We start from the raw sequence: 23244 nt of genomic DNA, 5'->3' as shown, positions 1-23244 counted from the left end.
CGCTCCCGGTCCGCGTTGATTGTCGGCCGGGTGTCCCTGCGTCGCCGCTCGGTTGCAGGAAATTCAAGACCCTCATGTCCTGCGTCCGCCGTGGTCCTTCTCCGCCGCTCCCGCGGGGACCCTTCCGGTCCGAGCAGGGGCGCGGGGCGCCCCTGAACGCTCAGCCCGCAAGGGCGGCGTCCGTGGCGGGTCAAGCTCAGAGCGACGAACCCGCCCACGCCGCCCCGCCGCGCGGCAAGTCCCGCCCGCCCGAGCCCGGGAGGTGGCCCGCGGCCTGTGACTTACCGGACCTGCCGGGGGTGGGGGATCGCGGCGGCGGCGGGGAGGAGGGACAGGAGGGCTTGGGCGTATTCGGCGTGGGGGTGGCGGCGGGCGAAGTCGCGGCCACGGGCGCTCTGCGTGGACCATCGGGCCGGCGCGCGGTGCAGGCGGCGGACGGTCCGGTGCAGGTCGGCGGCGGTGCAGTAGACGGCGGCGGGGCCGAACTCGGGGGCGCGGTCCGGCGGCAGGAGCAGGACGCAGCCGGCGGCCAGGGGTGGGAGCAGGTCGGCGGCCGGGTCGGACAGTCCCACGTAGAAGTCGAGCTGGTGCAGGAACGAGCGCGTGGACACGTCCGGCTCCTGGTAGATCAGCCAGGTGAGCGGCGGCCGGGGCAGTGCCGTGGCGGTGCGGTCCAGAACGCGTACGTCGAAATCGGGTGAATCCTTCAAGACCGAGCGCAGTGACACGAGGTCGTCGCCAATGGATCGCCCGAGGACGGGCCGGTCGGGGGACGGCTCGGTGCGGATCGTCCGCCACCGGCGCGCGTCGACCGTCTGCGGCAACGCGACCACCGTCGGCGTGGTCCCGAACAGCCGGTCGGTGGCCCACGGCGCCTCCTCCTCGATCACCACCCGGTCGGCGCGGATGCCGCTGGGCAGGCTCGGGGTGAACGCGAGCGGTTCCGGCCCGCGGACCGCGAGCAGCTTGGCGTGGACCTGGTCGGTGAGCATGACCTGTTCGACCGTGCCCGTGTTGATCAGCCGCTGGACGTCCGGGTCGAGGTTGCGGGCGGCCCGGCCGAGCGCCGGCAGGTGCAGCAGGGCCATGGACGTGCCGAGCAGGGCGCGAACCGGCCCGGCGCTTTCCGCAACGGTGAAGTCACCGGCCAGGATCAGGTCGAACGTGGCCGGAGCGGCAGTCGTGGTGAGCAGCCGGGGGGCGGCGAACGGGCGCTCGCGAGGGGTGCGCGGCCGGTGGGCGGGCTCGGCGCCGGCGGCGACCCGGGTGTGCCACGCCTGGAACGCGGACAGGTAGGCGTGCCGCGCCGGATGCATCCACCCCGCGGCCATGTCCGCGCTGGACAGTGACCCGCCGGAGAGCCGGATCAGCGCGAGCGTCTCTCCGCCGAGGTGCTGTACGGCCGCCCGGCCGAAGACCGCCCGGGCGCGTTCGACGTACTCCGCGTCGGCTCCCTTGCGGACGGTGTCGAGGTACCCGAGCCGGGCCAGGGCCGGTTCGCGTCGCAGCATCAGCGAGGACAGGTTGTACGTCCGGTGCCGCGGATACCCGGGCCGGGTCACCACGAGGTCGCCGGTGACCCGCATCCCGGCCGAGGTCGTCGCGAACACGCCCGGGTCGGCGAGCAGCGGCGCGACCTGGCGTTCCAGTCGCAGCGGGTGCGACCAGTCGTCGGAGTCCTGGAACGTCACGAACTCGCCGGTGGCCGCGTCGAGGGCGGCGTTGCGGGCGACGTACGTCCCGCCGTTGACCGGCAGCCGCAGCACCCGGATCCGCGGGTCGAGCAGAGCCACCTCGTCGAGCACGGCCGAGTTCCCGGAGCCGTCGTCGACGATCAGGATCTCCTGCGCGGTCCAACTCTGCGCGATCAGCGAGCGGATCGTCACCAGAAGGGCCGGACCCGGCCGGTACGTCGTGACCACCGTAGTGATCAGCGTCCCGTCCACCTCTTCCACCGCCGCGGGCACGATCCGGTCGAACCGCGGTCCCGTCCCGTCGGCGATCGTGAGCCCCGGCCCCGGCAGCAGCCCGTTGAAGCGGGCCGGCCACAGGGACGGATCGGCCAGGTCCACGTCGAGCGCCTCCCGCACCTGCCGGGGGATCTGCCGGTAACGTCCGAGCAGGTCAGCGGCCCGTCCCGCGGTGAAGGCGAGCTGCGCGTGCAACCCCTGGTGCTGCGGCGCGATCGCGTCCGGCCCGTGCGTGCGCAGCAGGTCGTCGAGCAGCGCCAGCCCGGTCGCGCGGTCCTCGGGTTCGAGGTCCTGACAGGCGATCACCCGGGCCAGTTCGCCGACCGCCCACGGGTCGTCGCCGGCGTGTTCCAGCAGCGCCCGCGCGTCCACGGACCGGGCTTGGAGCGCGGCGTTGCCCGGTGCGTCCGGGCCGTGCCGCAGCAGGGCGCGCAGATGCCGGTCGAGCAGGGCGGATCCGTACGGGCCGGGGGTGTCAGACGTGCGCATGGTCTACCCAACGCCCGGCCGGGCAGCGCGTGACGTGATCACCCGCAGAGTCGTTGCACCACGAGGGTAAACGTGAGGAACGGGGTACACGATCATGACCGCGACCGTCCATGACGTGGCGATCCTCTCGGACTTCCGCTATCCGGGCGGCAACTCGGCGGCGATCGCGGCGGAGGTGCGCGCGCAGGCCGAGGCGGGTCTGCGTACGGTCCTGGTGCACGTGCCGTCGCCGCACAACCGGGACGGTCTGCCGTTCAGCCCGCGGATCGCCGAGCTGCTCCGCGACGGGCTGGCCGAGCTGGCCACGCCGGATGCCACGACGCACGCGCGCCTGCTGGTGATCCGCCAGCCACGGATCTTCACGGCGGATCTGGCCGTGGTGCCCCGGGTCCGCGCCGACCACACCGTCATGGTGGTCAACCAGGCCCCCGGGGACGCGGCCGACCCGAAGCGCTACTACGACTTCGCCGAGGTGCGCGACCGCGTCGAGCTCTACTTCGGCCCGGACGTCGAGTGGCTGCCGATCAGCGCCCCGATCCGCGCCCAGCTGCCCGGGCTGGGCGGCGACGACTGGCACGAGATCATCGACGTGACCGAGTGGCCGGTCCCGGCCCGGCCGCGCGGCGATCTGCCGGTGATCGGCCGGCACGGGCGGGCCGACCCGGTGAAGTGGCCGCGTACCGCCGACGAGCTGCTGCTGGCCTACCCGGACCGGCCCGATCTGCGGGTCCGCGTGCTCGGCGGCGGGGAGATCGCGACCCGGCTGCTCGGCCGGCGCCCGGCGAACTGGGAGGTGCTCCCGTTCGGTGCCCAGCAGCCGCTGGAGTTCCTGCACAGCCTCGACTTCTTCGTCTACTTCCACGACCCGGACCTGGTCGAGGCGTTCGGCCGGACGATCCTGGAGGCGATGGCGGCCGGGGTGCCGGCGATCATCGGCGAGCACTTCCGGCCGGTCTTCGGCGACGCCGCCCTCTACTCCACCCCGGCCGGCGTGGAACCGCTGGTCCGCGGCCTGTGGGCCGATCCGGGGCGGTACCGGGAGGTGGCCGCCCGGGCGCGTGAGTTCGTGGCCGCCCGCTACGGTCCCGCCTCGCACCTGGCCCGGCTCGCCGAGCGGGGAGCCGGCGCCCGCCCGGCCGCGCATCGCGCCCCCGGGGCAGCCCGGCACGGCGAGCCGGTGCCCCGGACGCGGCCGGTGCTGCTGCTCAGCGACAACGGCGCCGGCCTGGGGCACCTGTCCCGGCTGATGGCGATCGGCCGCCGGTTGCCGGAGACGCATCCCGCGGTGATCGCCACCCAGTCGTACGGCGCCTCGGTCGCCCACCGCGAAGGTTTCCTCACCGAGTACCTGCCGTCGCGGGCCGTGCTCGGGATGGCGAGACAGCGCTGGTCGGCCTTCCTGCAGTCGCGCCTGGAGCACCTGGTCGACCTGCACCGCCCGGCCGTCGTGGCGGTCGACAGCGTCCCGCACGACGGCATCGTGGCCGCCGCCGCGTCCCGCCCGGACGTCACCTGGGTCTGGGTGCGCCGGCCGATGTGGCGGCGTGGCACCGGCGAGGAGTGGATCGGCCGGGGCGCCGCCTTCGACGGCATCCTGGAGCCGGGCGAGTTCGCGGCCGAGGCCGACGAGGGCCCGACCGTGGCCGACCGGGCCGGGGTGCACGCCGTCGACCCGATCATGCTGCTGGACCGTGCCGACCTGGTCGAGCCGGCGCAGGCCCGGGCCGCGCTCGGGGTGGCCGAGGGCCGCCCGGCCGCGCTGCTGCAGCTCGGGGCCGGGAACATCAATGACATCGCCTCGCCGGTGGCCCGGATCGCGGCGCACCTGCGTGAGGCCGGCTTCCAGGTGCTGCTGGCCGAGTCGATGATCGCGACCGAGCCGATGCCGCCGCTGCCCGGGACCGAGGTGATCAAGGTGTACCCGATCAGCCGTTATCTGCGCGGACTGGACCTGGTGGTCAGCGCGGCGGGCTACAACTCGTTCCATGAGCTGCTCGCGTTCGGGGTGCCGGCGGTCTTCGTGCCGAACCGGTCGACCCTGCTCGACGACCAGCTCGGCCGGGCCCGGTTCGCCGCGGCGGCCGGCGCGGCGCTGTGCGTCGAGGATCCGGAGAGCGACGAGCTGGACCGGGTGCTGAGCGAGGCGGTCCGGCCCGAGGTCCGCGAACAACTGGCCCGTCGCTGCGCCGAGCTCGGCTTCGGCAACGGTGCCGGCGCCGCGGCGCGCTGGCTGGCCGGACTGGCCGCGGAGAACGTAGGAGCGTGATCTTGTGTCCGATTTATCCACAAAATCCGAGCTGGAGAAGCTGAACTGGGAACTCGCGGCGCTCACCGGCCGGCTGCGGTCGGTCGAACTCGAACGCGACTCCTGGCGGGCCCGCTGCGACCGGCTGACCGAGCAGCGCGACCGGGAACGGGAGAAGAGCCGCACCCTGCGCGACAGCGGCTCCTACCGGCTGGGCAAGGCGCTGGTCTCGTTCGCCCGGGACCCGTTCCGGACCTCGCCGCGGCTGATCCGCGGGCTCGCCCGGCGACTGCGGCCCCCGGCGGGCGGGGCACCGGTCGTACCCCGGCAAGGGGTTGATCCGCAAGCCGCGAAGCGGCTGCCCGCGCACCTGTACGTCGCCATCGGGCTGGACCACGACGCCCTGCGCGATCTGGTCGTCACGATCAACCAGCGGCTGCTGGTGACCCCCGACCACCGCCCGGTGGTGCTGACCGACGACCCGTCGTTCTCGCTGCTGCGCAAACTCGGAGTGCTGATCGAGTACCTGCCGGACCGGGCCACCTGGGAGCGGCACCGGCCCGGCCGCGCGTGGGACGACCTGCTCGCCGAGCGGCTGGCCCAGCTCTGCCGCGACCACAGCACCGAACGCACCGTGGTCGTCGACCGGCTGAACCCGCCGACGCTGGCCGAGCTGCTGGGCTGATCGGCGTCGCCGCCGGCTCGCGGGCTCTGCTTACCGGCGTCGCCTCGGGCTCGCGGGCAGCGCGCTCTCGACGCCGGCGGGCGCGCTGCGCGGCTTGCTCCTACCCCACTCCGGACAGCGCGTCGTCGAGCAGCGGGGCCACGGTCTGGGCGTAGGTCGTGGTCATGTGGTTCGAGTCCCGGTAGGCCAGCACGTTCCCGATCACCGCGGGGCAGAACGTCGCCGAGCACAGCCACGGGACCGGGTCGATCTGGGTGACCTGCGGGTCGGTGATGCCGGCCAGCGCCGCACGCTGAGCCGGCCCGCGCAGCGCCTCGGTCACGCTCGCGCCGCACCGGTTGATCCGCTTGAGCCGGGCCTGCCGGGCCAGGCAGACCGGCACTCGCTCGTCGAAGTACGGCGTGTCCTTGATCAACGCGACCCGGGTGCCCATCGCGGTGAACGCGCCGAACGTGCGCCGCCACGCCGCCGCCCACTGCGTGCCCTCGTCGGCGGTGGTGTCCACCGGCCGGTAGTTGAAGCTCGACCCGATCACCGCCAGGGACGGCTTGAGCGCCTTGAACCGGGCCATCGCCGACGCCCGCCACCGGGCGCACTCGGTGTACTCCCGCAGCCGCCCCCCGTGCCAGAGCCGCAGGTCCGCCGCCGAACAGGAGCTCTTCGTCAGCGACACCAGCTTCCAGTGGTGCTCGATCGCCACCCGCTCGACGGCCGGGAACCACTGGGCCGCGTGCGAGTCGCCGAACAGCACCACGGTCGTCTTCGAGGCCGGGTCGCCGTAGACGCAGCCGTCCGGCGCGACCACCGCGTCCGCCTCGACGTGGCAGCCGTCCGGCCAGACCCGCGCCTTGTCCGCGTTCACCTTGGTCAGCGCGGGGGCCAGGTTGGCCGGCAGTTCCGTGGTGGCGCGGCTCGCGCGGACGGTCCGGGTGATCACGGCGTACGGATCGGCCGACCGTGCCGCCGTGACCCGCAGATCCCGGATCGACGCGCCGGACGGCACCAGGTGCGGCAGCAGTGCGATGGTCACCGCGCTCGCGGCCACCGCCCCGGACAGCCCGGCGCCCAGCCCGAGCGCCCGGATCGGCCGCGCGCGCAGTCGCTGCTGGTGCCGCAGCGGGTTCTCCACCAGGTGATACGTGACCCAGGCCAGCCCCAGGGCGACCGTGGCGAGGCCCAGCGCGAGCGGTAGCGACGGCTCGACGCCGAGCGCGGCCGGGCCGATCAGCAGCAGCGGCCAGTGCCACAGGTACCAGCCGTAGGAGAGCCGTCCGACGGCCTGCAACGGCCGGGCCGCCAGCGGGGTGAAGCCACCGGCCAGCACGGCGGCGGCCCCGGCGACCGGGAGAAGGGCATACATTCCCGGGTACGGCGTGGCGTCGTCGAACCAGAGTGCCGCGACCACGATCGCGACCAGTCCGGCGCCGCCCAGGATCCGGCTCCGCAGCCGTACCCCGAAGACCGCCAGCAGCGCGCCCACGCCCAGCTCCCACGCCCGCGTGTGCGGCCCGAAGTACGCCCACGGCGCCGACCGCGCGGTCTCCAGCACCCCGGCCGTGAACGAGGCCGCCACCAGCCCGATCAGCAGCGGCTTGCGCTTCGGCAGCATCAGCAGCAGCGGCCAGAGCAGGTAGAACTGCTCCTCCACGGCCAGGGACCAGAAGTGCTGGAAGGGCGACGGTGGCGCGTCGGCGTTCAGGTAGTCCGTCCCGGTCTCGGCGAACCGCAGGTTGGCCACGTAACCGGCGGCCGACAGCGCGTCCTTGCACAACTCGCCGATCCGGATCGCCGGCAGCCACAGCTTCGCCGCGATCAGCGTGCCGACCAGCACCACCGCCGCGGCCGGCAGCAGCCGCAAGGCCCGCCGGGCGTAGAACCGCCGGATCGAGATCCGCCCCTGCGCCGCCTCGCGCAGCAGCAGCGACGTGATCAGGAAACCGGAGATCACGAAGAAGACGTCGACGCCGACGTAACCGCCGGCCATCAACGGCACCCCGGCGTGGCTGAGCACGACCAGGAGCACGGCGATCGCGCGGAGACCTTCGATGTCGGAACGGAAGTTCTGCGGCTGACTCACCGCCGTTCAACGCGCCGCCCCGGGCGGAGGTGTCGCAACCTCGGTCCGTCGGCCCTCGTTGCTCCCGGCGTGACAGCCCGGACGCTGAACGCCACCCCCACCCCCGCCCCGGCGCCACCGGTGGAACCGCGCCGGCCCTGGCAGCCGGTGTGGCGGGCGATCGTGCTGCGCTCGGTGCTGATCCCTGTCGTGGTGCTGTCGCCGCTGGTCACACTGCCGCCCGCCGCCGACCACCGGTTCAACGTCTACGCCAACGGCGCCCACTACCTGGGTCGTCCGCAGGACCTGGTCACCGACGCGGTCGCGACCGTGCCGCAGTACCTGCACCTGGGCAACTTCCGTCCGCTCGGCCGGGTGGTCGAATGGGTCCTCGACACGGTCGCGTTCGCGATCACCGACCTGCTCGGACTGCCGGCCAACGTGTCCCTGCGACTGGTCACCACGGCCAGTGCGATCCTGCTCACCCTGGCCACGGTGGTGCTCGCCGAGTGCGTGCTCAGCCGGGGCCGGACGTTCGCCGGCCCGCCCTCGCTCGTCTCCGCGCTGCTGCCGTTCGCGGTCGGCGGGAGTTTCGTGGCGGCCGGCCGGACCAGTACCACGGTCCTCTTCGGCGGGCTCTACTTCCTCACCGCCGCGCTCGTCCTGGTCGTCGCGGCGGCCGCGGCCCGGACCGCGGGGCGGATCCGGCTCGGTCCGCGGCTCGGCGTGCTCGCCGTCGTCACCGGGGCGGCGCTGGCCGCGTTCAACGAGATGGCCTGGCTGGCGCTGCCGCTCGCGGCGCTCGTCACGCTCGTCCGGGCGCGGGCGGTGCTCGGGCTCACCTGGCCGGAGACGGCGGCCGGGGCCCGCTTCACCGGGCTGCTCTGGGCCGGATTCCTGCCCGTGGCGATCCCGGTACGGGTGATCATCGCGCGCAACTGTGCCGGCGGGACCTGCTACTCCGGGTCGGACGTGGCACCGGCCGGGATGCTGGGTGCGCTGCCGAACCGGCTCACGTCCTGGGTGCCGCCGCTGATGTGGCAGCGGGCGGGGGAGGGGCCGTACGGGCACACGCTCGGCCCGGCCGTCCTGGTCGCGCTCGTGGTGCTGCTCCTGCTGGTCCGCCGCTTCCGGCGCGACCTGTTCCGCTACGACTGCCCGGACCGCCGCCAGGCCGGGGCGCTCGCCGCGACCGGCATCGCGGTGCTGGTGCCGGCCGCCGTCATGGGCGCGCTCAACGAGCAGGTGCAGCGGCTCGCCGCGGCCGGCTGGTGGGGGCTGGGCTGGCGGGACAGCGCGCTCGCCGGGGCCGGCGGTGCGCTGATCACGGTCGGGCTGCTGGCGTGGGTGTTCGCGCGGGGGCATCACGGTGCACGGGTGTACCGCCGGGGGACCCTGGCCGGGGTCTTGCTGCTCGTGGTCAGCGCCGCGGTCGCCACCTCGGCCAACCGTGACCACCGGGCCGGGGTGGCCGCCGAGCGACCGGCCTGGGTGCACAACCGGGTCGCCCAGGAACTCGTCGACTTCGACCGCTCGGCCGCCGGTGACGAACGCCGCTGCGCGCTGCGCGAACAGTTCCGGGACAGTCTGCCGGCCGACCGGCGGACCGGGTACCAGGCCGAGATGCGCCGCTTCGACGCGGCCGTCGACGCGGCGGCGCAACGCCTCGCGCACCGGTCGTTCTGCACGGAGGCCCCGGCATGATCTCGGTGGTGGCGCCGGTCTTCAACGAGGGCGCGGGCGTCGACCGGTTCGTCGCCCGGATGGCCGAGGTGCTCGACGGCCACGACTACGAGCTGGTGCTGGTCGACGACGGCTCGGCCGACGACTCGTGGAGCCGGATCGCCGCGCACGCGCTGAGCGACCCGCGCATCCGTGGCCTGCGGTTGTCCCGCAACTTCGGCAAGGAGGCGGCGCTGCTGGCCGGCCTCGAACATGCCGACGGCGACGCCACCGTCGTGATCGACGCCGACCTGCAGCACCCGCCGTCGGTGATCCCCGAGATGATCCGCCGCTGGCGGGCCGGGGCGCAGGTCGTCGAGGCGGTCAAACGCAACCGTACCGGGCAGTCGCTGAGCAGCCGGCTCGGCGCGCGCGTGTTCAACCGCGCGTTCACCCGGATGACCAAGGTGGACCTGGTCGATGCCACCGACTTCCGGCTGCTCGCCCGCCCGGCTCTCGACGCGCTGCTGCGGATGCCCGAACACTCGTCGTTCTTCCGCGGCACGAGCAGCTGGATCGGCTTCACCCGCGAGACGATCGAGGTGGAGATCGACCATCGGGAGGGCGGCGCGTCCCGGTGGACCGCGCGGTCGCTGTTCCGGCTGGCGGTCAACGGGCTGACGTCGTTCACGTCGGCGCCGCTGCACCTGGTCACGCTCGGCGGGCTGACGTTCGCGGCGTTCTCGGTCGTGCTCGGCATCCAGACGCTGGTCCGCTGGATGCAGGGCCATTCGGTCGCCGGGTTCCCCACGGTGATCCTGCTGCTGCTGGTCACCGGCACGTTCGTGCTGCTCGGGCTGGGCGTGATCGGCGAATACCTGGCCCGCATCCACGAGGAGGTCCGGGGCCGTCCCCGCTACCTCGTCCAGGAACTGACCGGGCTACCGTCGGTCGATGTCCCGGAACAGTGGACCGAGCGTGCGCGCCAACGCTGACCTCGCCCGCGTCGTCCGTTATGGACTCAGTGGCGGAGCCAGCACAGTCACCCATTTCGGGCTCGGACTGGCCGGGATCCATCTGCTGCACCTACGCCCGGTGATCGCCTCGACCATCGGCTTCCTCGCCAGCATCGCCGTCTCCTACCTGCTACAACGCCGCTGGGTCTTCCGCTCCTCGACCGGCCACGCCCTCGCCGGCTCCCGCTTCCTCGTCGTCACCGCCGTCGCCTTCACGATCAACACCGCGGTGCTCTGGCTCGGCACCGAGGTCCTGGCCGCGCCGTACCCGATCGTCCAGCCGATCGCCCTCACGCTGATTCCCGCCATCAACTACTTCCTCAACTCACGCTGGACTTTTTCGTGACCCCTTCGCCGGTACGGCCGGGCCGGCCGTACCGGAGCAGCCGAGGCGGCCCGGACCAGGAGCGGACCTGGACCGGACCGGATCGCCGGAGTGATCAACAGCGGCCCGGAGCCGGACCGGGCCGGATCGCCGGAGTGATCAACAGCAGCCGCAGCCGGCGCGGGGCGCAACGCTGGAGCGGCCGGTGGTCACAGGCGGTGGGCTTCGCGGGTGGTGGAGACGCCTCGGGTGTCGAAGAAGCGTTTGGCCAGGCGGGCCAGGTGGTCGACGTCGTATTCGCGGTGGTTCTGGACGAGGATGACCAGGTCGGCGGAGGCTACGGCGCCTTCCAGGTCGTCGGTGCGGGAGACCGGGACGCCGCCGATGTTCCAGGTGCGCACGTGCGGGTCGTGGTAGGCGACGGTCGCGCCGAGGGCGCAGAGCTGGCGGGCGAGCGGGGTGGCCGGGGATTCGCGCTGGTCGGCGATGTTGGCCTTGTACGTGATGCCGAGCAGCAGGATCGTGGCGCCGCGGACCGCCTGGCCGTCGCCGTTGAGCAGGTTCTGGGCGCGCCGGGCGACATAGGCCGGCATGGTCGCGTTGATCTCCTGGGCCAGCTCGACGAAGCGGAACGGGTAGCCGAGCTTGCTGCGGACGTTGTGTGACAGGTAGTTCGGGTCGATCGGGATGCAGTGCCCGCCGACGCCCGGCCCGGGGTAGAACGCCTGGAAGCCGAACGGTTTCGTCGACGCCGCGTTGATCACGTCCCAGAGGTCGATGTCGAGTTCGTGGCAGAACCGCGCCATCTCGTTGACCAGGGCGATGTTGACGTGGCGGTACGTGTTCTCCAGCAGTTTCGCCGTCTCCGCCTCCCGGGTGCCGCGAGCCCGGACGACCGTCTCGATGAACCGTCCGTAGAAGTCGGCGGCCGCCTCGGTGCAGCCCGGGGTGTATCCGCCGACCACCTTGGGCGTGTTGTGGGCGCCGTACTCGGTGTTGCCGGGGTCGATCCGCTCGGGCGAGAACGCCAGGTGGAAGCCGATGCCGGCGGTCAGCCCGGAGAGCTGTTCGAGCAGGGGCCGGACCACGTCGTCGGTGGTGCCCGGGTAGGTGGTCGACTCCAGCACGACCAGCATGCCGGGGCGCAGGTTGCGGCCGACCGCGCCGGTCGCGCCGGTGACCGCGCGCAGGTCCGGCCCGTCACCCTCGGACAGCGGGGTGGGCACGCAGATCACCGCGGTCCGGGCCTGGGCGATCTCGGTCTCGTCGGCGGTCGGGCGGAACCCGTCGGCGACCATCGCGGCGACGTCGGCGTCGCTCAGGTCGTCGACGTGCGAGCGGCCGTCGGCCAGGGATTTGACCACGGTCTCGTCGACGTCGAAGCCGAGCACCGACAGGCCGGCCCGGATCGCCTGCTGGGCGAGCGGCAGACCGACGTACCCCAGGCCGAGGATGACCACGTCGTAGCTCAAGGGACTCTCCTTGTGTTGGTGGTTGTGATCAGGCGACGGGGGGTCGTCTCGAACGGGGAGGGGAACGGCAGGAACGCCCGGAGGAAGTCGTCGAACGCCGCGGCCGGGCCGTCGACGTCGTTGAGGCAGAGCGTGTCCACGTCCCGGTCGTGCAGGACCGTCGCCAGCTTCCGCGGGGTCGACGGATCGGCCAGGTCGGCGTAGCGGTGGCGGATCGTCCCGGGGACCGCGCGCCCGGTCAGGTACGCGTAGTACTGCTGCAGCGAGGAGAGCATCGACACGTCGTCCGGATGCCGGAACCGGTGCCCGGCGGTGGCCCGGACCGGCTCGGCGAAGCGCGACTCGATCTCGGCGAGCACGCTGCGCCGGGCCGGGTGCGGCGTGTGCATCATCTTGCGGGTCGGCACCCGCCCGAACGTCTCCTCGATCAGCCGCCGGTTGTTCTTCGCGGCCGCGTCGGCCGGCCGGTCGCCAGGTCCGCGCGGTGCGATGTCGACCAGTGACGGCGACGGGAAGAACCTGGTCAGCCCGCCCGCGGTGAAGAACAGGTCCGGGGTGACCGGCCGGGCCAGGAGCACGTCGTCGTTGAAGTAGAGGAAGTGCTCGGCCAGCCCGGGGATCCGGTGCAGCCGCGACTCGATCGCCTGCGAGTTGAACGTCGGCAGCGCGCCGTCGTCGCCGAAGATCTCCTCGTGCCGGATCAGGGTCAGCCGCGGATGATCGAGGTCCAGCCAGTCCGGCACCTGACCGTCGGTGACCAGGTGGACGTGCCGTACCCAGGGCGCGAACGCGTGCAGCGCGCGCATCGAGTACCGCAGCTCGTCCCGGCTGACCCAGCGCGAGTCGCTGGCCGCCTGCCGGTGCAGCTCGCGCACCCACGGGCTCTCGGCCAGCGCCCGTTCCCGGCGCCGCCGCCAGGCCGGGTCGCTGCCGTCCACCCAGGTGTAGACCACGTCGATCGGGAAGCCGATCCGGTCCGGGCCGGTCGTGGCGAACGGCCGCCGGGTGCGGTAGGCCGTGGTGTCGTCCGGTGCGCAGAACGCGCCGAAGGCCGGCTCCGGCGCGGTCACCACCGGCTCGCCGGCCGGGATGCGGTCGGCGACCGGATTCGGCCGCGGGGCGACCAGCTCGTCTCCGTCGGCCCGCCAGAACTCCACCTCACAGGCGTGTTCCGGCCCGAGGACGAGGCTGCCGGTGGGATCGGTGACCGGCCGCCACACGGCGATCACCCGGCCCTGCGGGCCGCCTCGCCGGATCCTTCCCCGGTCCCGCCGGGCGATTCCGGCCAGCAGGCGGTGCACCAGGTCCCGATCGCTTTCCGGTACGCCCACAGCAGTGCCCCCGAGGCTCGGGGCGGGCAGGCGGAACCAGTCCACGCCGGCCCGTTCCAGTGCGCCGCGGACGAGGTCGAGGTTGGCCCGGCGCACCTGCGTGGGGCTGCTCCCGGTGACCACGTGCACGCCGGTCCGGCTGATCCGGCGTGGCTGCATCGGCGCCAGGGCGCACGCGACCCGCAGCCGCCGGTCCGGCGCGATCCGGGGCAGGAGCAGGCGCTCGGCGGCCCGGGCGATCCGTCGCCGGACCGGCCAGGGTGTCCGCCGCAGAATCCCCCGCAGGGCCACGCCGTCGTCCTTTCGCCGCACCACGCAGCCTTAACGCGACGGCGGAGAGTGAAGTTGCGGTCTATACCTTAATGCCCGGTATACGCCATTCATGGTGGTTTTGTCGGGTTACCCGGAGGGCGACACCCTTAGGGGGACGACTCAGGGGCTCGGCCGATGCGTCCGGTTGCGTCGACACGGCATGGTGGTAGGCAGTCGAGACCGGGAGGGTCCAGATGGGCAAGGCAGTGATTTTCCTGCTGGCGTTGGTCGGTGGCGTGGTCGTGGTGAGCTGGGTCGCCCACGCACTGTTCGGCGCGTTCTTCTACCTGCTGCTGACCGCGGCGGTGGTCGGTGGCGGCCTCTGGCTCTACAGCCGGATCAAGCGCGAGATCGCCCCCGGCACCCGGACCCAGCGGCGGATCGAGGCGGCGGCCAAGACGTACCGGATGCGCAACCGGTGAGCTCCGGCGGCGGCAAGTAGGCTTGCGGTCGACGCCATCACCACCGACCAACGGGAAGTCGCACTGTGTTTGACACCCTGAGTGACCGCCTGTCCGGGATCTTCACCAAGCTCCGCGGCAAGGGCAAGCTCACCGACGCCGACATCGACGCCACCGCGCGGGAGATCCGCCTCGCGCTGCTGGAGGCCGACGTTGCGCTCCCGGTGGTCAAGGCGTTCATCGCCAGCCTCAAGGAGCGGGCGCGCGGCGCCGAGGTCTCCCAGGCCCTCAATCCGGCCCAGCAGATCATCAAGATCGTCCACGAAGAGCTGATCAACACGCTCGGTGGTGAAGGGCGACGGCTGGTCTTCGCCAAGCAGCCACCCACGGTGATCATGCTGGCCGGTCTGCAGGGTGCCGGTAAGACGACGCTCGCCGGCAAGCTGTCGCGCTGGCTCAAGGGCCAGGGCCACCAGCCGCTGCTCGTCGCGGCCGACCTCCAGCGCCCCAACGCGGTCAACCAGCTCCAGGTCGTCGGCGGCCGGGCCGGCGTCGACGTCTACGCGCCCGAGCCGGGCAGCGGCGTCGGCGACCCGGTCAAGGTCGCCAAGGAATCCATCGAGGTCGCCAAGCGCACCGCGAAGGACATCGTCATCGTCGACACCGCCGGTCGTCTCGGCATCGACGAGGAGATGATGCAGCAGGCCCGCGACATCCGCGACGCGGTCCAGCCGGACGAGGTCATCTTCGTCATCGACGCCATGGTCGGTCAGGACGCGGTCCAGACGGCCGAGGCGTTCCGCGACGGCGTCGGTGTCACCGGCGTCGTCCTCTCCAAGCTCGACGGCGACGCCCGCGGTGGCGCCGCCCTCTCCGTCCGGCACGTCACCGGCCAGCCCATCCTCTTCGCCTCCACCGGTGAGAAGCTGGAGGACTTCGACGTCTTCCACCCCGACCGGATGGCCAGCCGGATCCTCGGCATGGGCGACGTGCTGACCCTCATCGAGCAGGCCGAGCAGGCCTTCGACGAGGATCAGAAGGAGAAGATGACCAGCAAGCTGCTCGGAGGCGAGCAGTTCACGCTGGAGGACTTCCTCGACCAGCTGATCGCCGTCCGGCGGATGGGCCCGATCGCCAACATCCTCGGCATGATGCCCGGCATGGGCCAGATGAAGGACCAGCTGGCCGAGCTCGACGACAGCCACTTCGACCGGGTCACCGCGATCATCCGCTCGATGACGCCGAAAGAGCGCACCGAGCCGAAAATCATCAACGCGTCGCGCCGGCTGCGCATCGCCAACGGCTCCGGCGTCACCGTGATGGAGGTGAACCAGCTGCTCAACCGCTTCACCGACGCCCAGAAGATGATGAAGCAGATGAGCGGCATGATGGGCCTCCCCGGCGGTCGCCGATCCGCCACGAAGAGCTCGAAGAACAAGCGCAAGGGCAAGAACAACCGCCCTCGCGGCGGCGGGATGCCGGGCGGCTTCCCGGGCGGGATGCCGCAGCTGCCCCCGGGGCTGGACCCGAACGCGCTGGCCGGGGGCGGGATGCCGCCGGGGTTCAAGCTGCCGAAGCTCGACTTCAACAAGCTGAACAAGCCGAAGGGCAAGGACAGCTGACGTCCTTGCGGTGAGCGGCGGTCGCGGGTTGCGGCCGCCGCTCGCTGTTTCGCAGCGGGTGTCCCCCCGAGACGGGACGGTCGCTGATCCGGTAGGACTGTTGCATGGCGTTGCATGTGCGGGGAACGGTGCTGCCGGACGGCGAGGTCCGGGACATCTGGCTGGTCGGTGATCGGGTCACGTTCGAGCCGGTGGCCGATGCCGAGACGATCAGTGACGGCGGGTGGATCGTCCCCGGGCTGGTCGACGCGCACTGCCACCTCGGGATCGCCTACGGCGCGAAGCCGATCGAGAGCCTCGACCAGGCCCGCGAGCTGGCCCGCCTCGACCGCGACGCGGGCGTCCTGGCGTTGCGGGACGCCGGTTCGCCGTACCCCTATCCGGAGCTGGACGACGAACCGGGAGTGCCCCGCCTGGCCCGCGCCGGGCGGCACGTCGCGCCCCCGCGGCGTTATCTGCGGGACATCGGTGTCGAGGTTCCGGCCGAGGAGGTCGCGGCCGCGGTCACCGCGCAGGCGAAGGCCGGCACCGGCTGGGTCAAGCTGGTCGGTGACTGGATCGACCGGGAGGTCGGCGATCTCGCCCCGAGCTGGGACGCGGCGACGATGGCGGCGGCGGTGGAGGCCGCTCACGCGGCGGGCGCGCGGGCCGCGGTGCACACGTTCTCCGAGGAGGGCGTCGAGATCATGGTGCGGGCCGGGGTGGATTCGGTGGAGCACGGCACCGGCCTGTCCCTGGAGCTGATCGACGAGATGGCCCGCCGGGGGACCGCCCTGGTGCCCACGATGATCAACATCCGGACGTTCGGGAAGATCGCCGATCAGGCCCGGTCCAAGTTCGCCGGGTACGCGGACCACATGCTCGCCCTGCGCGACAACTTCCCCGAGGTGGTGCTGGCCGCCCACGAGGCCGGCGTGCCGATCTACGTGGGTACGGACGCGGGTGGCGGGATCCGGCACGGGCTGGCCGCCGAGGAGATGCTCTACCTGCACGAGGCCGGCATCCCGGCGGTCGACGTGCTGGCCGCGGCGTCGTGGCGGGCGCGGGAGTGGCTGGGTTTCGCCGGCCTGGTCGAGGGCGGCCTGGCCGACCTGGTGGTCTACGACGCCGACCCGCGCCGGGATCTGCGGGTGGTGAGGGCGCCCCGCCGGATCGTCCTGCGGGGCGCCGTCATCCGGTGATCAGCGGGTGAGCCGCCAGGTGTAAAGGCCTTTGCCGGTCGGGCAGGTGAGCAGGTCGTCGTTCCAGTCGCACCGCCCGGAGAGTTCCGGGATCACCCCCAGCGTGACCTTGCGGAAGTCGATGTTGGAGACGCCGCGGACGGTGAACTGCCCGTCCCCGGCGTCCCGGGTCAGCGTCAGCGCGTTCCCGTCGTCGGCGAACCCGCCGATCCCGTTGTCGGCGTACCGGGCCTGTCCGTTCTCGTCGTAGAGCGCGGTCCCCTTGTCGCCGCCGGCGCTGGTCATGACGTGCCCGAGGCGGACCCCGTGGTCGCCGATCAGCGGCACCGCCGCGGTCGAGCGCAGCACCTGCCCGGTGGCCGCGTCCATCATCACCAGGTGGGCCTCCTGGCGCTCGGTCGTCCCGTCCAGGTCCCGGTACTCGTACAGGCAGAGCCGTTGGGGTCCGCAGGGGAAGAAGTCGTTCCAGTACCAGGGGTCGTGCGGCGTGTAGAGCCGGCGACCCGGGGTGCCCAGGATCCGCCCGTCCTCGCCGGAGTCCTCGGTGTAGATCGTGCCCTCGTACCCGAGCAGTTGCTCCGGGTTCGGGCGGCTCTGCGCCGTGGACCGGATCTTGCCGGTCCGGATGTCCCGGATCACCACCTGGCCGGCCGCGGTGATCGAGACCAGCCGGTCGTCGGTGTACGGGAACGCCTTCTCGGACTCCGGCGAGTAGAGCGCCGAGCTGACGCCGTAGTGATCCTCCGAGTTGTCCGCCGCGACCCGCATCCCGCTGATCACCGTCGCCCCGCCGGACGCCGACCAGAGCGTCTTCCCGCTGTCCAGGGCGTGCGCGGTGATCCGGTGATCGGTCGCGGTCAGCTGGACCAGCACGTCCTCGTGCAGGACAAGCCGGTCGTCGGTGGTGTACGTCAGCAGCCAGCTGGACCTGCCGGTGACCGCGTCGTAGGCCTGGAGGACCCGCCGCTCCCCGGCCTTGATGTCGTCGGGCTGCGAAGCTTCCCGGCGGACCAGGAGGACCATCTTCGCGGTGGCGACCAGGCCGAGGTACGTGTCGTCGAGCCCGGGCAGGGTCCAGAGCCGCTGCCCGGTCCGGGTGTCGATCGCGATCGCCTGGCCCCGGGACAGCCCGAAGACACGGTTCCCGGCGATCCGCGCGGCTTTCCAGGTCTCCCCGAAGAGCGGCGCGACCGGGTCGCCGAGCTGTGCCAGCCCGCGGATCCGGGCCGGGGTGGTGGCGGCCAGGATCGGGTCGGCCTTGCGGTGCAGCCGGGCCGAGACCACGCCCGCCCCGGTCAGCAGCAGTATCACCGCGGCGGCACTGGCGAGCACCGCCCGCTGCCGGTTGCGGCGCTGCCGGCCCCGGTCGCGGGCCTGCTCGGCGCCGCCGAGGGTGATCGCGTCGGCCTGCCGGGCCAGCGCCGTGAACATTTCTTCGAGTTCAGTGGACACGGCGAGCTCCTTCCGGGGAACCGAGGGTGGCCGCGAGGGCGGCTCGGCCTCGGGAGAGCCAGGATTTGACCGTGCCCAGCGAGCTCCCGGTCTCGGTGGCGATCTCGGCGATCGAGCGGTCCAGCAGGTAGTGCAGGGCGAGCGCGCGGCGCTGGGCGTCCGGCAGTTCGCGCATGGCCCGCACGAGCAGGACCACGTCGTCCGAGGGCGGCCCGACGGGCTGCGGGGGCGGCTCGGCGGCGGCGCGGGCCCGGCGTACGCCGATCCGGCGCCAGCGGTCGGTGGAGAGCCGGTTCACGACCAGGCGCAGCCACGCCTCCGGGTCCTCGTACGCGGACACCCGGCGCCAGCGTTGCCACGCCCGCGCGTACGCCTCCTGCACCAGGTCCTGGGCCTCGCCGGGATCACCGGTCAGTCCGTACGCGTATCGCAGCAGCCGCCGGGAGGTGTCCCGGTAGAAGCCGTCGAAATCCATCCGTCACCCCGTCCTTCTCCGTTGAGGGACACGGGATGCCCACCCGGCCGGTTGCGCTCGGGCCACGACTACGATGCTTCCTCATGGCTCGCGTGCTCACTCCCCGTGCGGAGGACTTCCCCCGCTGGTATCAGGACCTCATCGCCAAGGCGCAACTCGCTGACAACGGCCCGGTGCGCGGCACGATGGTGATCCGGCCGGTCGGCTACGCGATCTGGGAGCGCATGCAGGCCGACATGGACGCGCGCATCAAGGAGCAGGGCGTCCAGAACGCCTACTTCCCGCTCTTCATCCCGGAGAACTACCTGCGTCGCGAGGCCGACCACGTGGAGGGCTTCTCGCCGGAACTGGCCGTGGTCACCCACGCCGGCGGCAAGGAGCTCGCCGAGCCGCTGGTCGTGCGTCCCACCAGTGAGACCGTGATCGGCGAGTTCATGGCCAAGTGGGTCGACTCGTACCGTGACCTGCCCCTGCTGCTCAACCAGTGGGCGAACGTGGTTCGCTGGGAGCTGCGCCCGCGCACCTTCCTGCGCACCACCGAGTTCCTCTGGCAGGAGGGGCACACCGCGCACGCCACCGAGCAGGACGCGCGGGACCACGCGCGGGAGATCCACAAGCACGTCTACCAGGCGTTCATGGAAGACTTCCTGGCCATCCCGGTCGTCCCCGGCCGCAAGACCAAGGGCGAGCGGTTCGCCGGCGCGACCAACACCATGACCGTCGAGGCCATGATGGGCGACGGCAAGGCACTGCAGATGGGCACCTCGCACGAGCTCGGGCAGAACTTCGCGAAGGCGTTCGACATCACGTACTCGTCGGCCGAGCGCACCGTCGAGCACGCCTGGACCACGTCGTGGGGCACCTCGACGCGCATGGTCGGCGGCCTGATCATGGTGCACGGCGACGACAACGGCCTGCGGCTGCCGCCGCGGCTGGCGCCGATCCAGGTGCAGATCATGGTGGTCAAGGCGGGCGAGGGCGTCGCGGAGGCTGCTGCGCAGCTCCGGGAAGATCTCAAGAAATCGGGCGTACGGGTGAAACTCGACGACCGCGCGGACATCCCCTTCGGTCGCCGGGCCGTGGACGCGGAACTGCAGGGCGTCCCGATCCGCGTCGAGGTGGGTCCGCGTGACCTGGCCAACGGCAACGCGGTGGTGGCCCGCCGGGTCGACGGCTCGAAGTCCCCGATCGCGCTCGCCGAGGTCGCCAGCGCGGTGGTCGCCGCGCTCAAGGCCGACCAGCAGCGGCTCTTCGACGACGCGCTGGCGTTCCGGGTCGAGCGCACGGTCGACGTGAAGACGCTGGAGGAGGCGATCGAGGCCTCACAGACCGGCTGGGCCCGGGTGCCGTGGTCCGCGGTCGGTGACGCCGGCGAGAAGCAGGCGAACGCCAAGGCCGTCACGGTCCGCTGCCTCACCCGCGAGGACGGCACGATGCCGGAGTCGGACGAGGAGCCGGACCTGATCGCGTACCTGGGCCGTTCGTACTGAGCTGATCCGCGGCGGAAACAGAGGGTCACATCGGTTCAGTCATGAGTTTTGAAGTGGGCCGGCCGGTCCTGTACCGCAACTTCTCGGCGGGCCGGCTGGTCAACGTCCGGCCCTGCCGGGTGGTCTCCGACGACGAGCGCGGGCTGCTGCTCTGGCTGGCCCGCGGCTCGGCCATGGTGATCGAGGTCGCGGTGGACGGCCGCGGGGTGCGCGACATGCCGTTCACCGAGTGGGTGACGCTGGAGCACGAGCTGATCCCGGTCACCTGGTCCGGTCCCGGCATCCTCAAGTTCCTGCCGGCCTCGGGCGAGCACTCGGTCTGGTTCTTCCGCTCGCCCGAGGGCGACTTCACCAACTGGTACGTCAACCTCGAGGAGCGCGCGATCCGCTGGGACGACGGTGACCTGGCCGGCGTCGACGTGGTGGATCAGGACCTCGACGTGGTCGCCGCGCCGGACCGGACGTGGCGGTGGAAGGACGAGGACGAGTTCGCCGAGCGCCTCGCCCTGCCCGAGCACTACTGGGTGCCGGACCCGGACGAGGTGTGGGCCGAGGGGCGCCGGGTGATCAAGAAGATCGAGGCCGGCGAGTTCCCGTTCGACGGGACCTGGACGGACTTCCGGCCGGATCCGGCCTGGCCCGTTCCGGTGGAGATGCCGGCCGGCTGGGATCGTCCCGGCGCGCGCTGACACCCGGTTGGGCTTGTCCGCCGTTCATCTGGCAGAATGGCTCGTTGGTATCCGGCATGTCGTGAGGCGCCCTCTAACCCCTCATCGCTTTGCCAATCCACGAGGCATCGGCCCCACATCCCCACGTGGGTTCCGGTCGGCTCACCCACGTAGTCACCAGGAGCGAATACACCGTGGCCGTTAAGATCCGGCTCCTGCGGATGGGCAAGATCCGCAACCCGCAGTACCGCATCGTCGTCGCCGACTCGCGCACCAAGCGCGACGGTCGCGCCATCGAGTACATCGGCATCTACCAGCCGAAGGAACACCCCTCGGTGATCGAGGTCAAGTCCGAGCGCGTGCAGTACTGGCTGTCGGTCGGCGCCCAGCCGTCCGAGCCGGTGCAGCGCATCCTGGAGAAGACCGGCGACTGGCAGAAGTTCAAGAACCTGCCGGCCCCGCCGCCGCTGCTGGTCGCGCCGAGCAAGCAGAGCAAGACCGAGGTCTACGAGGCCGAGGCCAAGGCTGCCGCCGGTATCGCCGACGCCAAGCCGGCCGCGACGCCGAAGAAGGCGAAGTCGGAGAAGCAGGCCGCCGCTCCGGAGGCCGCTGAGGCCAAGCCGGCGGAGACCAAGGCCGTCGACCCGGCCGAGCCGAACCGTGAGGCTGTTGCCGAGACGGCAGGGGACCCGGCCGGTGCCGGCGCCGACGCGAACTGACGGGGCACTCCGGCCTGCGCTGGAGCACCTCGTCAAGGGCATCGTCGACAACCCGGACGACGTCCGGGTCCGTCTGGTCGACTCGCGCCGCGGCAAGCGGCTCGAGGTCCGCGTGCACCCGGAGGACCTGGGAACGGTCATCGGGCGCGGCGGGCGGACGGCGAAGGCACTGCGTCAGGTGATCGGGTCGATCGGTGGGCGCGGCATCCGCGTCGACATCGTCGACGCGTACTGACCGAGCTCCCGAAAAAGCTTCGCCGTACTGCGAAAAGGGAGTTCGAGTGCTGCTCGTCGTCGGCCAGATCGGTAAGCCGCACGGCATCCGGGGCGAGGTCTCGGTAGTCGTGCGGACCGATGAGCCCGAGGAACGCTTCACCGTCGGGTCGGTGTTCACCACGGAGGTCCCCCGGGACCGCCGGGTGAACACCGGCCCGGCGGGCACCCCCGCTCCCGGTGCTCGCTTCGAAGTCCCGAAACAACTCACCCTCGAGCAGATCCGCTGGCATCAGGGCCGCGGCATCGCGCTCTTCGAGGGCATCTACGACCGCAACCTCGCCGAGGCGATGCGTGGCGTGTTCCTCCAGGTCGACTCCGCGGGTCTGACACCGCCCGACGACCCGGACGAGTTCCACGACCACCAGCTGATCGGGCTGCGCGTGGAGTCGCTCGACGGCGTCGCGCTCGGCACGGTGGACCGGATCGATCACGCTCCGTCCTCCGATCTGATCGTGCTGAAGAAGGCGACCGGCGGCACCGCGCTGATCCCGTTCGTCACCGCGATGGTCCCGACCGTGGACGTCGCCGGTGGCCGGATCGTGGTGGACCTCCCCGAAGGGCTCCTGGATCTGTGAAGGTCGACATCGTCTCGATCTTCCCGGACTACTTCGCCCCGCTCGACCTCTCCCTGATCGGCAAGGCGCGGACCACCGGGATGCTCGACCTCACCGTGCACGATCTGCGCACCTGGACCTATGACGTGCACCGGACGGTCGACGACAGCCCGTACGGTGGTGGGCCCGGCATGGTCATGCGACCCGAGCCGTGGGGTCAGGCGCTGGACGCGGTCGTAACGCCGGAGTCGACGCTGGTCATCCCGTCACCGGTGGGGAAGCCGTTCACGCAGGCTGACGCGTACGCGCTGGCCGCTCTTCCGCATGTGATCTTCGCCTGTGGGCGGTATGAGGGCATCGACCAGCGGGTGATCGACGACGCCGCGTCCCGGATGCCGGTGCGTGAGGTCTCGCTCGGCGACTACGTGCTGTTCGGCGGCGAGGTCGCGGTCATCGTGATCATGGAGGCGATCACTCGCCTGCTGCCCGGGGTGCTGGGCAACGCCGACTCGCTGACCGAGGAGTCGCACGCGGCCGGGTTGCTCGAAGCGCCCGTCTACACCAAGCCGGCGTCGTGGCGCGACCGTGAGGTGCCGGACGTGCTGCGGTCGGGTGACCACGGGCGGATCGCCCGCTGGCGCCGTACCGAGAGCCTGCTCCGGACCGCGGACCGCCGGCCCGACCTCTTCGCCGCCTACCCGGCCGAGAACCTCGACTCGAAGGACCGCAAGGCCCTCGCCGAGGCTGGATTGGAGCTCCCGCCACAGCGTGTGGCAGAGTAGGGAGGTTGCCGTTTTCACCCCGCGCCGTGGGGTGGGACGAGGACTTCTCGCTACGCCTGAT

The 23244-nt window shown here is 72.0% G+C and carries 20 protein-coding genes; 14 read left to right on the top strand and 6 right to left on the bottom strand.

Annotated elements, in window-relative coordinates; genetic code table 11:
• Positions 1-281: 281 nt before the first annotated feature.
• On the bottom strand, positions 282-2459 hold the full coding sequence (locus ACH442_RS08485) for a glycosyltransferase family 2 protein (RefSeq protein WP_396337293.1): 2178 nt from the start codon (positions 2457-2459) through the stop codon (positions 282-284).
• A 94-nt stretch (positions 2460-2553) separates the two neighbouring features.
• Here ACH442_RS08485 and ACH442_RS08480 point away from each other — a divergent pair, with 94 nt between their 5' ends.
• Both ACH442_RS08480 and ACH442_RS08475 read left to right on the top strand, forming a co-directional pair.
• Positions 2554-4725: a glycosyltransferase gene (locus tag ACH442_RS08480; RefSeq protein ID WP_396337292.1), complete on the top strand. Its 2172-nt coding sequence runs from the start codon at positions 2554-2556 to the stop codon at positions 4723-4725.
• Positions 4726-4729: 4 nt separating this feature from the next.
• Complete coding sequence (locus ACH442_RS08475) at positions 4730-5389, top strand: hypothetical protein (protein WP_396337291.1); 660 nt, start codon at positions 4730-4732, stop codon at positions 5387-5389.
• 100 nt (positions 5390-5489) lie between these two features.
• On the opposite strand, the gene ACH442_RS08470 is transcribed toward ACH442_RS08475, so the two are convergent.
• A complete protein-coding gene (locus tag ACH442_RS08470; RefSeq protein ID WP_396337290.1) occupies positions 5490-7466 on the bottom strand; it encodes an acyltransferase family protein in 1977 nt (658 codons plus the stop codon).
• A gap of 69 nt (positions 7467-7535) precedes the next feature.
• Here ACH442_RS08470 and ACH442_RS08465 point away from each other — a divergent pair, with 69 nt between their 5' ends.
• Genes ACH442_RS08465 through ACH442_RS08455 form a run of 3 tightly spaced genes read left to right on the top strand, consistent with a single transcriptional unit; the run spans position 7536 to position 10469 of the window.
• Positions 7536-9149: a hypothetical protein gene (locus tag ACH442_RS08465; RefSeq protein WP_396337289.1), complete on the top strand. Its 1614-nt coding sequence runs from the start codon at positions 7536-7538 to the stop codon at positions 9147-9149.
• Positions 9146-10102, top strand: a complete 957-nt coding sequence (locus ACH442_RS08460) for a glycosyltransferase family 2 protein (RefSeq protein WP_396337288.1) — start codon at positions 9146-9148, stop codon at positions 10100-10102. The genes ACH442_RS08465 and ACH442_RS08460 overlap by 4 nt, the downstream gene beginning before the upstream one ends.
• Complete coding sequence (locus ACH442_RS08455) at positions 10086-10469, top strand: GtrA family protein (RefSeq protein ID WP_396337287.1); 384 nt, start codon at positions 10086-10088, stop codon at positions 10467-10469. The genes ACH442_RS08460 and ACH442_RS08455 overlap by 17 nt, the downstream gene beginning before the upstream one ends.
• Before the next feature lie 188 nt (positions 10470-10657).
• On the opposite strand, the gene ACH442_RS08450 is transcribed toward ACH442_RS08455, so the two are convergent.
• Positions 10658-11920, bottom strand: a complete 1263-nt coding sequence (locus ACH442_RS08450; protein WP_396337286.1) for a nucleotide sugar dehydrogenase — start codon at positions 11918-11920, stop codon at positions 10658-10660.
• Positions 11917-13563, bottom strand: coding sequence for a stealth conserved region 3 domain-containing protein (locus tag ACH442_RS08445; protein WP_396337285.1), 1647 nt, complete (start codon positions 13561-13563; stop codon positions 11917-11919). Before ACH442_RS08445 ends, ACH442_RS08450 begins: the two co-directional genes overlap by 4 nt.
• A gap of 194 nt (positions 13564-13757) precedes the next feature.
• Between ACH442_RS08445 and ACH442_RS08440 the strand changes: the two genes are divergently transcribed.
• From ACH442_RS08440 to ACH442_RS08430, 3 genes are all read left to right on the top strand, one after another.
• Positions 13758-13985: a hypothetical protein gene (locus ACH442_RS08440; RefSeq protein WP_396337284.1), complete on the top strand. Its 228-nt coding sequence runs from the start codon at positions 13758-13760 to the stop codon at positions 13983-13985.
• Between the two features lie 65 nt (positions 13986-14050).
• Positions 14051-15586 (top strand): signal recognition particle protein, encoded by a 1536-nt coding sequence (ffh, locus tag ACH442_RS08435; protein ID WP_396337283.1) that lies wholly within the window; start codon positions 14051-14053, stop codon positions 15584-15586.
• A 104-nt stretch (positions 15587-15690) separates the two neighbouring features.
• Complete coding sequence (locus ACH442_RS08430) at positions 15691-16767, top strand: amidohydrolase family protein (protein WP_396337282.1); 1077 nt, start codon at positions 15691-15693, stop codon at positions 16765-16767.
• On the opposite strand, the gene ACH442_RS08425 is transcribed toward ACH442_RS08430, so the two are convergent.
• Positions 16768-18219 (bottom strand): PQQ-binding-like beta-propeller repeat protein, encoded by a 1452-nt coding sequence (locus ACH442_RS08425; protein WP_396337281.1) that lies wholly within the window; start codon positions 18217-18219, stop codon positions 16768-16770. It lies immediately after the preceding gene.
• Positions 18209-18694 carry a SigE family RNA polymerase sigma factor gene (locus tag ACH442_RS08420; protein ID WP_396337280.1) on the bottom strand — a complete coding sequence of 162 codons (486 nt, stop codon included), beginning with the start codon at positions 18692-18694 and terminating at the stop codon, positions 18209-18211. The genes ACH442_RS08425 and ACH442_RS08420 overlap by 11 nt, the downstream gene beginning before the upstream one ends.
• Before the next feature lie 83 nt (positions 18695-18777).
• On the opposite strand from ACH442_RS08420, the gene proS reads away from it, so the two are divergent.
• The 6 genes from proS to trmD all read left to right on the top strand — a co-directional run bounded on the left by proS (position 18778) and on the right by trmD (position 23183).
• Positions 18778-20184: a proline--tRNA ligase gene (proS, locus tag ACH442_RS08415; RefSeq protein WP_396337279.1), complete on the top strand. Its 1407-nt coding sequence runs from the start codon at positions 18778-18780 to the stop codon at positions 20182-20184.
• A gap of 41 nt (positions 20185-20225) precedes the next feature.
• On the top strand, positions 20226-20873 hold the full coding sequence (locus ACH442_RS08410) for a DUF402 domain-containing protein (protein ID WP_396337278.1): 648 nt from the start codon (positions 20226-20228) through the stop codon (positions 20871-20873).
• 173 nt (positions 20874-21046) lie between these two features.
• Positions 21047-21571 carry a 30S ribosomal protein S16 gene (rpsP, locus tag ACH442_RS08405; protein ID WP_396337277.1) on the top strand — a complete coding sequence of 175 codons (525 nt, stop codon included), beginning with the start codon at positions 21047-21049 and terminating at the stop codon, positions 21569-21571.
• A complete protein-coding gene (locus tag ACH442_RS08400; RefSeq protein ID WP_023561857.1) occupies positions 21549-21806 on the top strand; it encodes an RNA-binding protein in 258 nt (85 codons plus the stop codon). The genes rpsP and ACH442_RS08400 overlap by 23 nt, the downstream gene beginning before the upstream one ends.
• A 49-nt stretch (positions 21807-21855) precedes the next feature.
• Complete coding sequence (gene rimM / locus ACH442_RS08395) at positions 21856-22422, top strand: ribosome maturation factor RimM (RefSeq protein ID WP_396337599.1); 567 nt, start codon at positions 21856-21858, stop codon at positions 22420-22422.
• Positions 22419-23183, top strand: coding sequence for a tRNA (guanosine(37)-N1)-methyltransferase TrmD (gene trmD / locus ACH442_RS08390; RefSeq protein ID WP_396337276.1), 765 nt, complete (start codon positions 22419-22421; stop codon positions 23181-23183). The genes rimM and trmD overlap by 4 nt, the downstream gene beginning before the upstream one ends.
• Positions 23184-23244 lie beyond the last annotated feature (61 nt).

Source organism: Actinoplanes sp. NPDC020271 (genome assembly GCF_044388125.1).
GTDB lineage: Bacteria > Actinomycetota > Actinomycetes > Mycobacteriales > Micromonosporaceae > Actinoplanes.
Note: the sequence above shows the minus strand (reverse complement) of the source record. Positions and strands in the feature narration are given on the sequence as shown.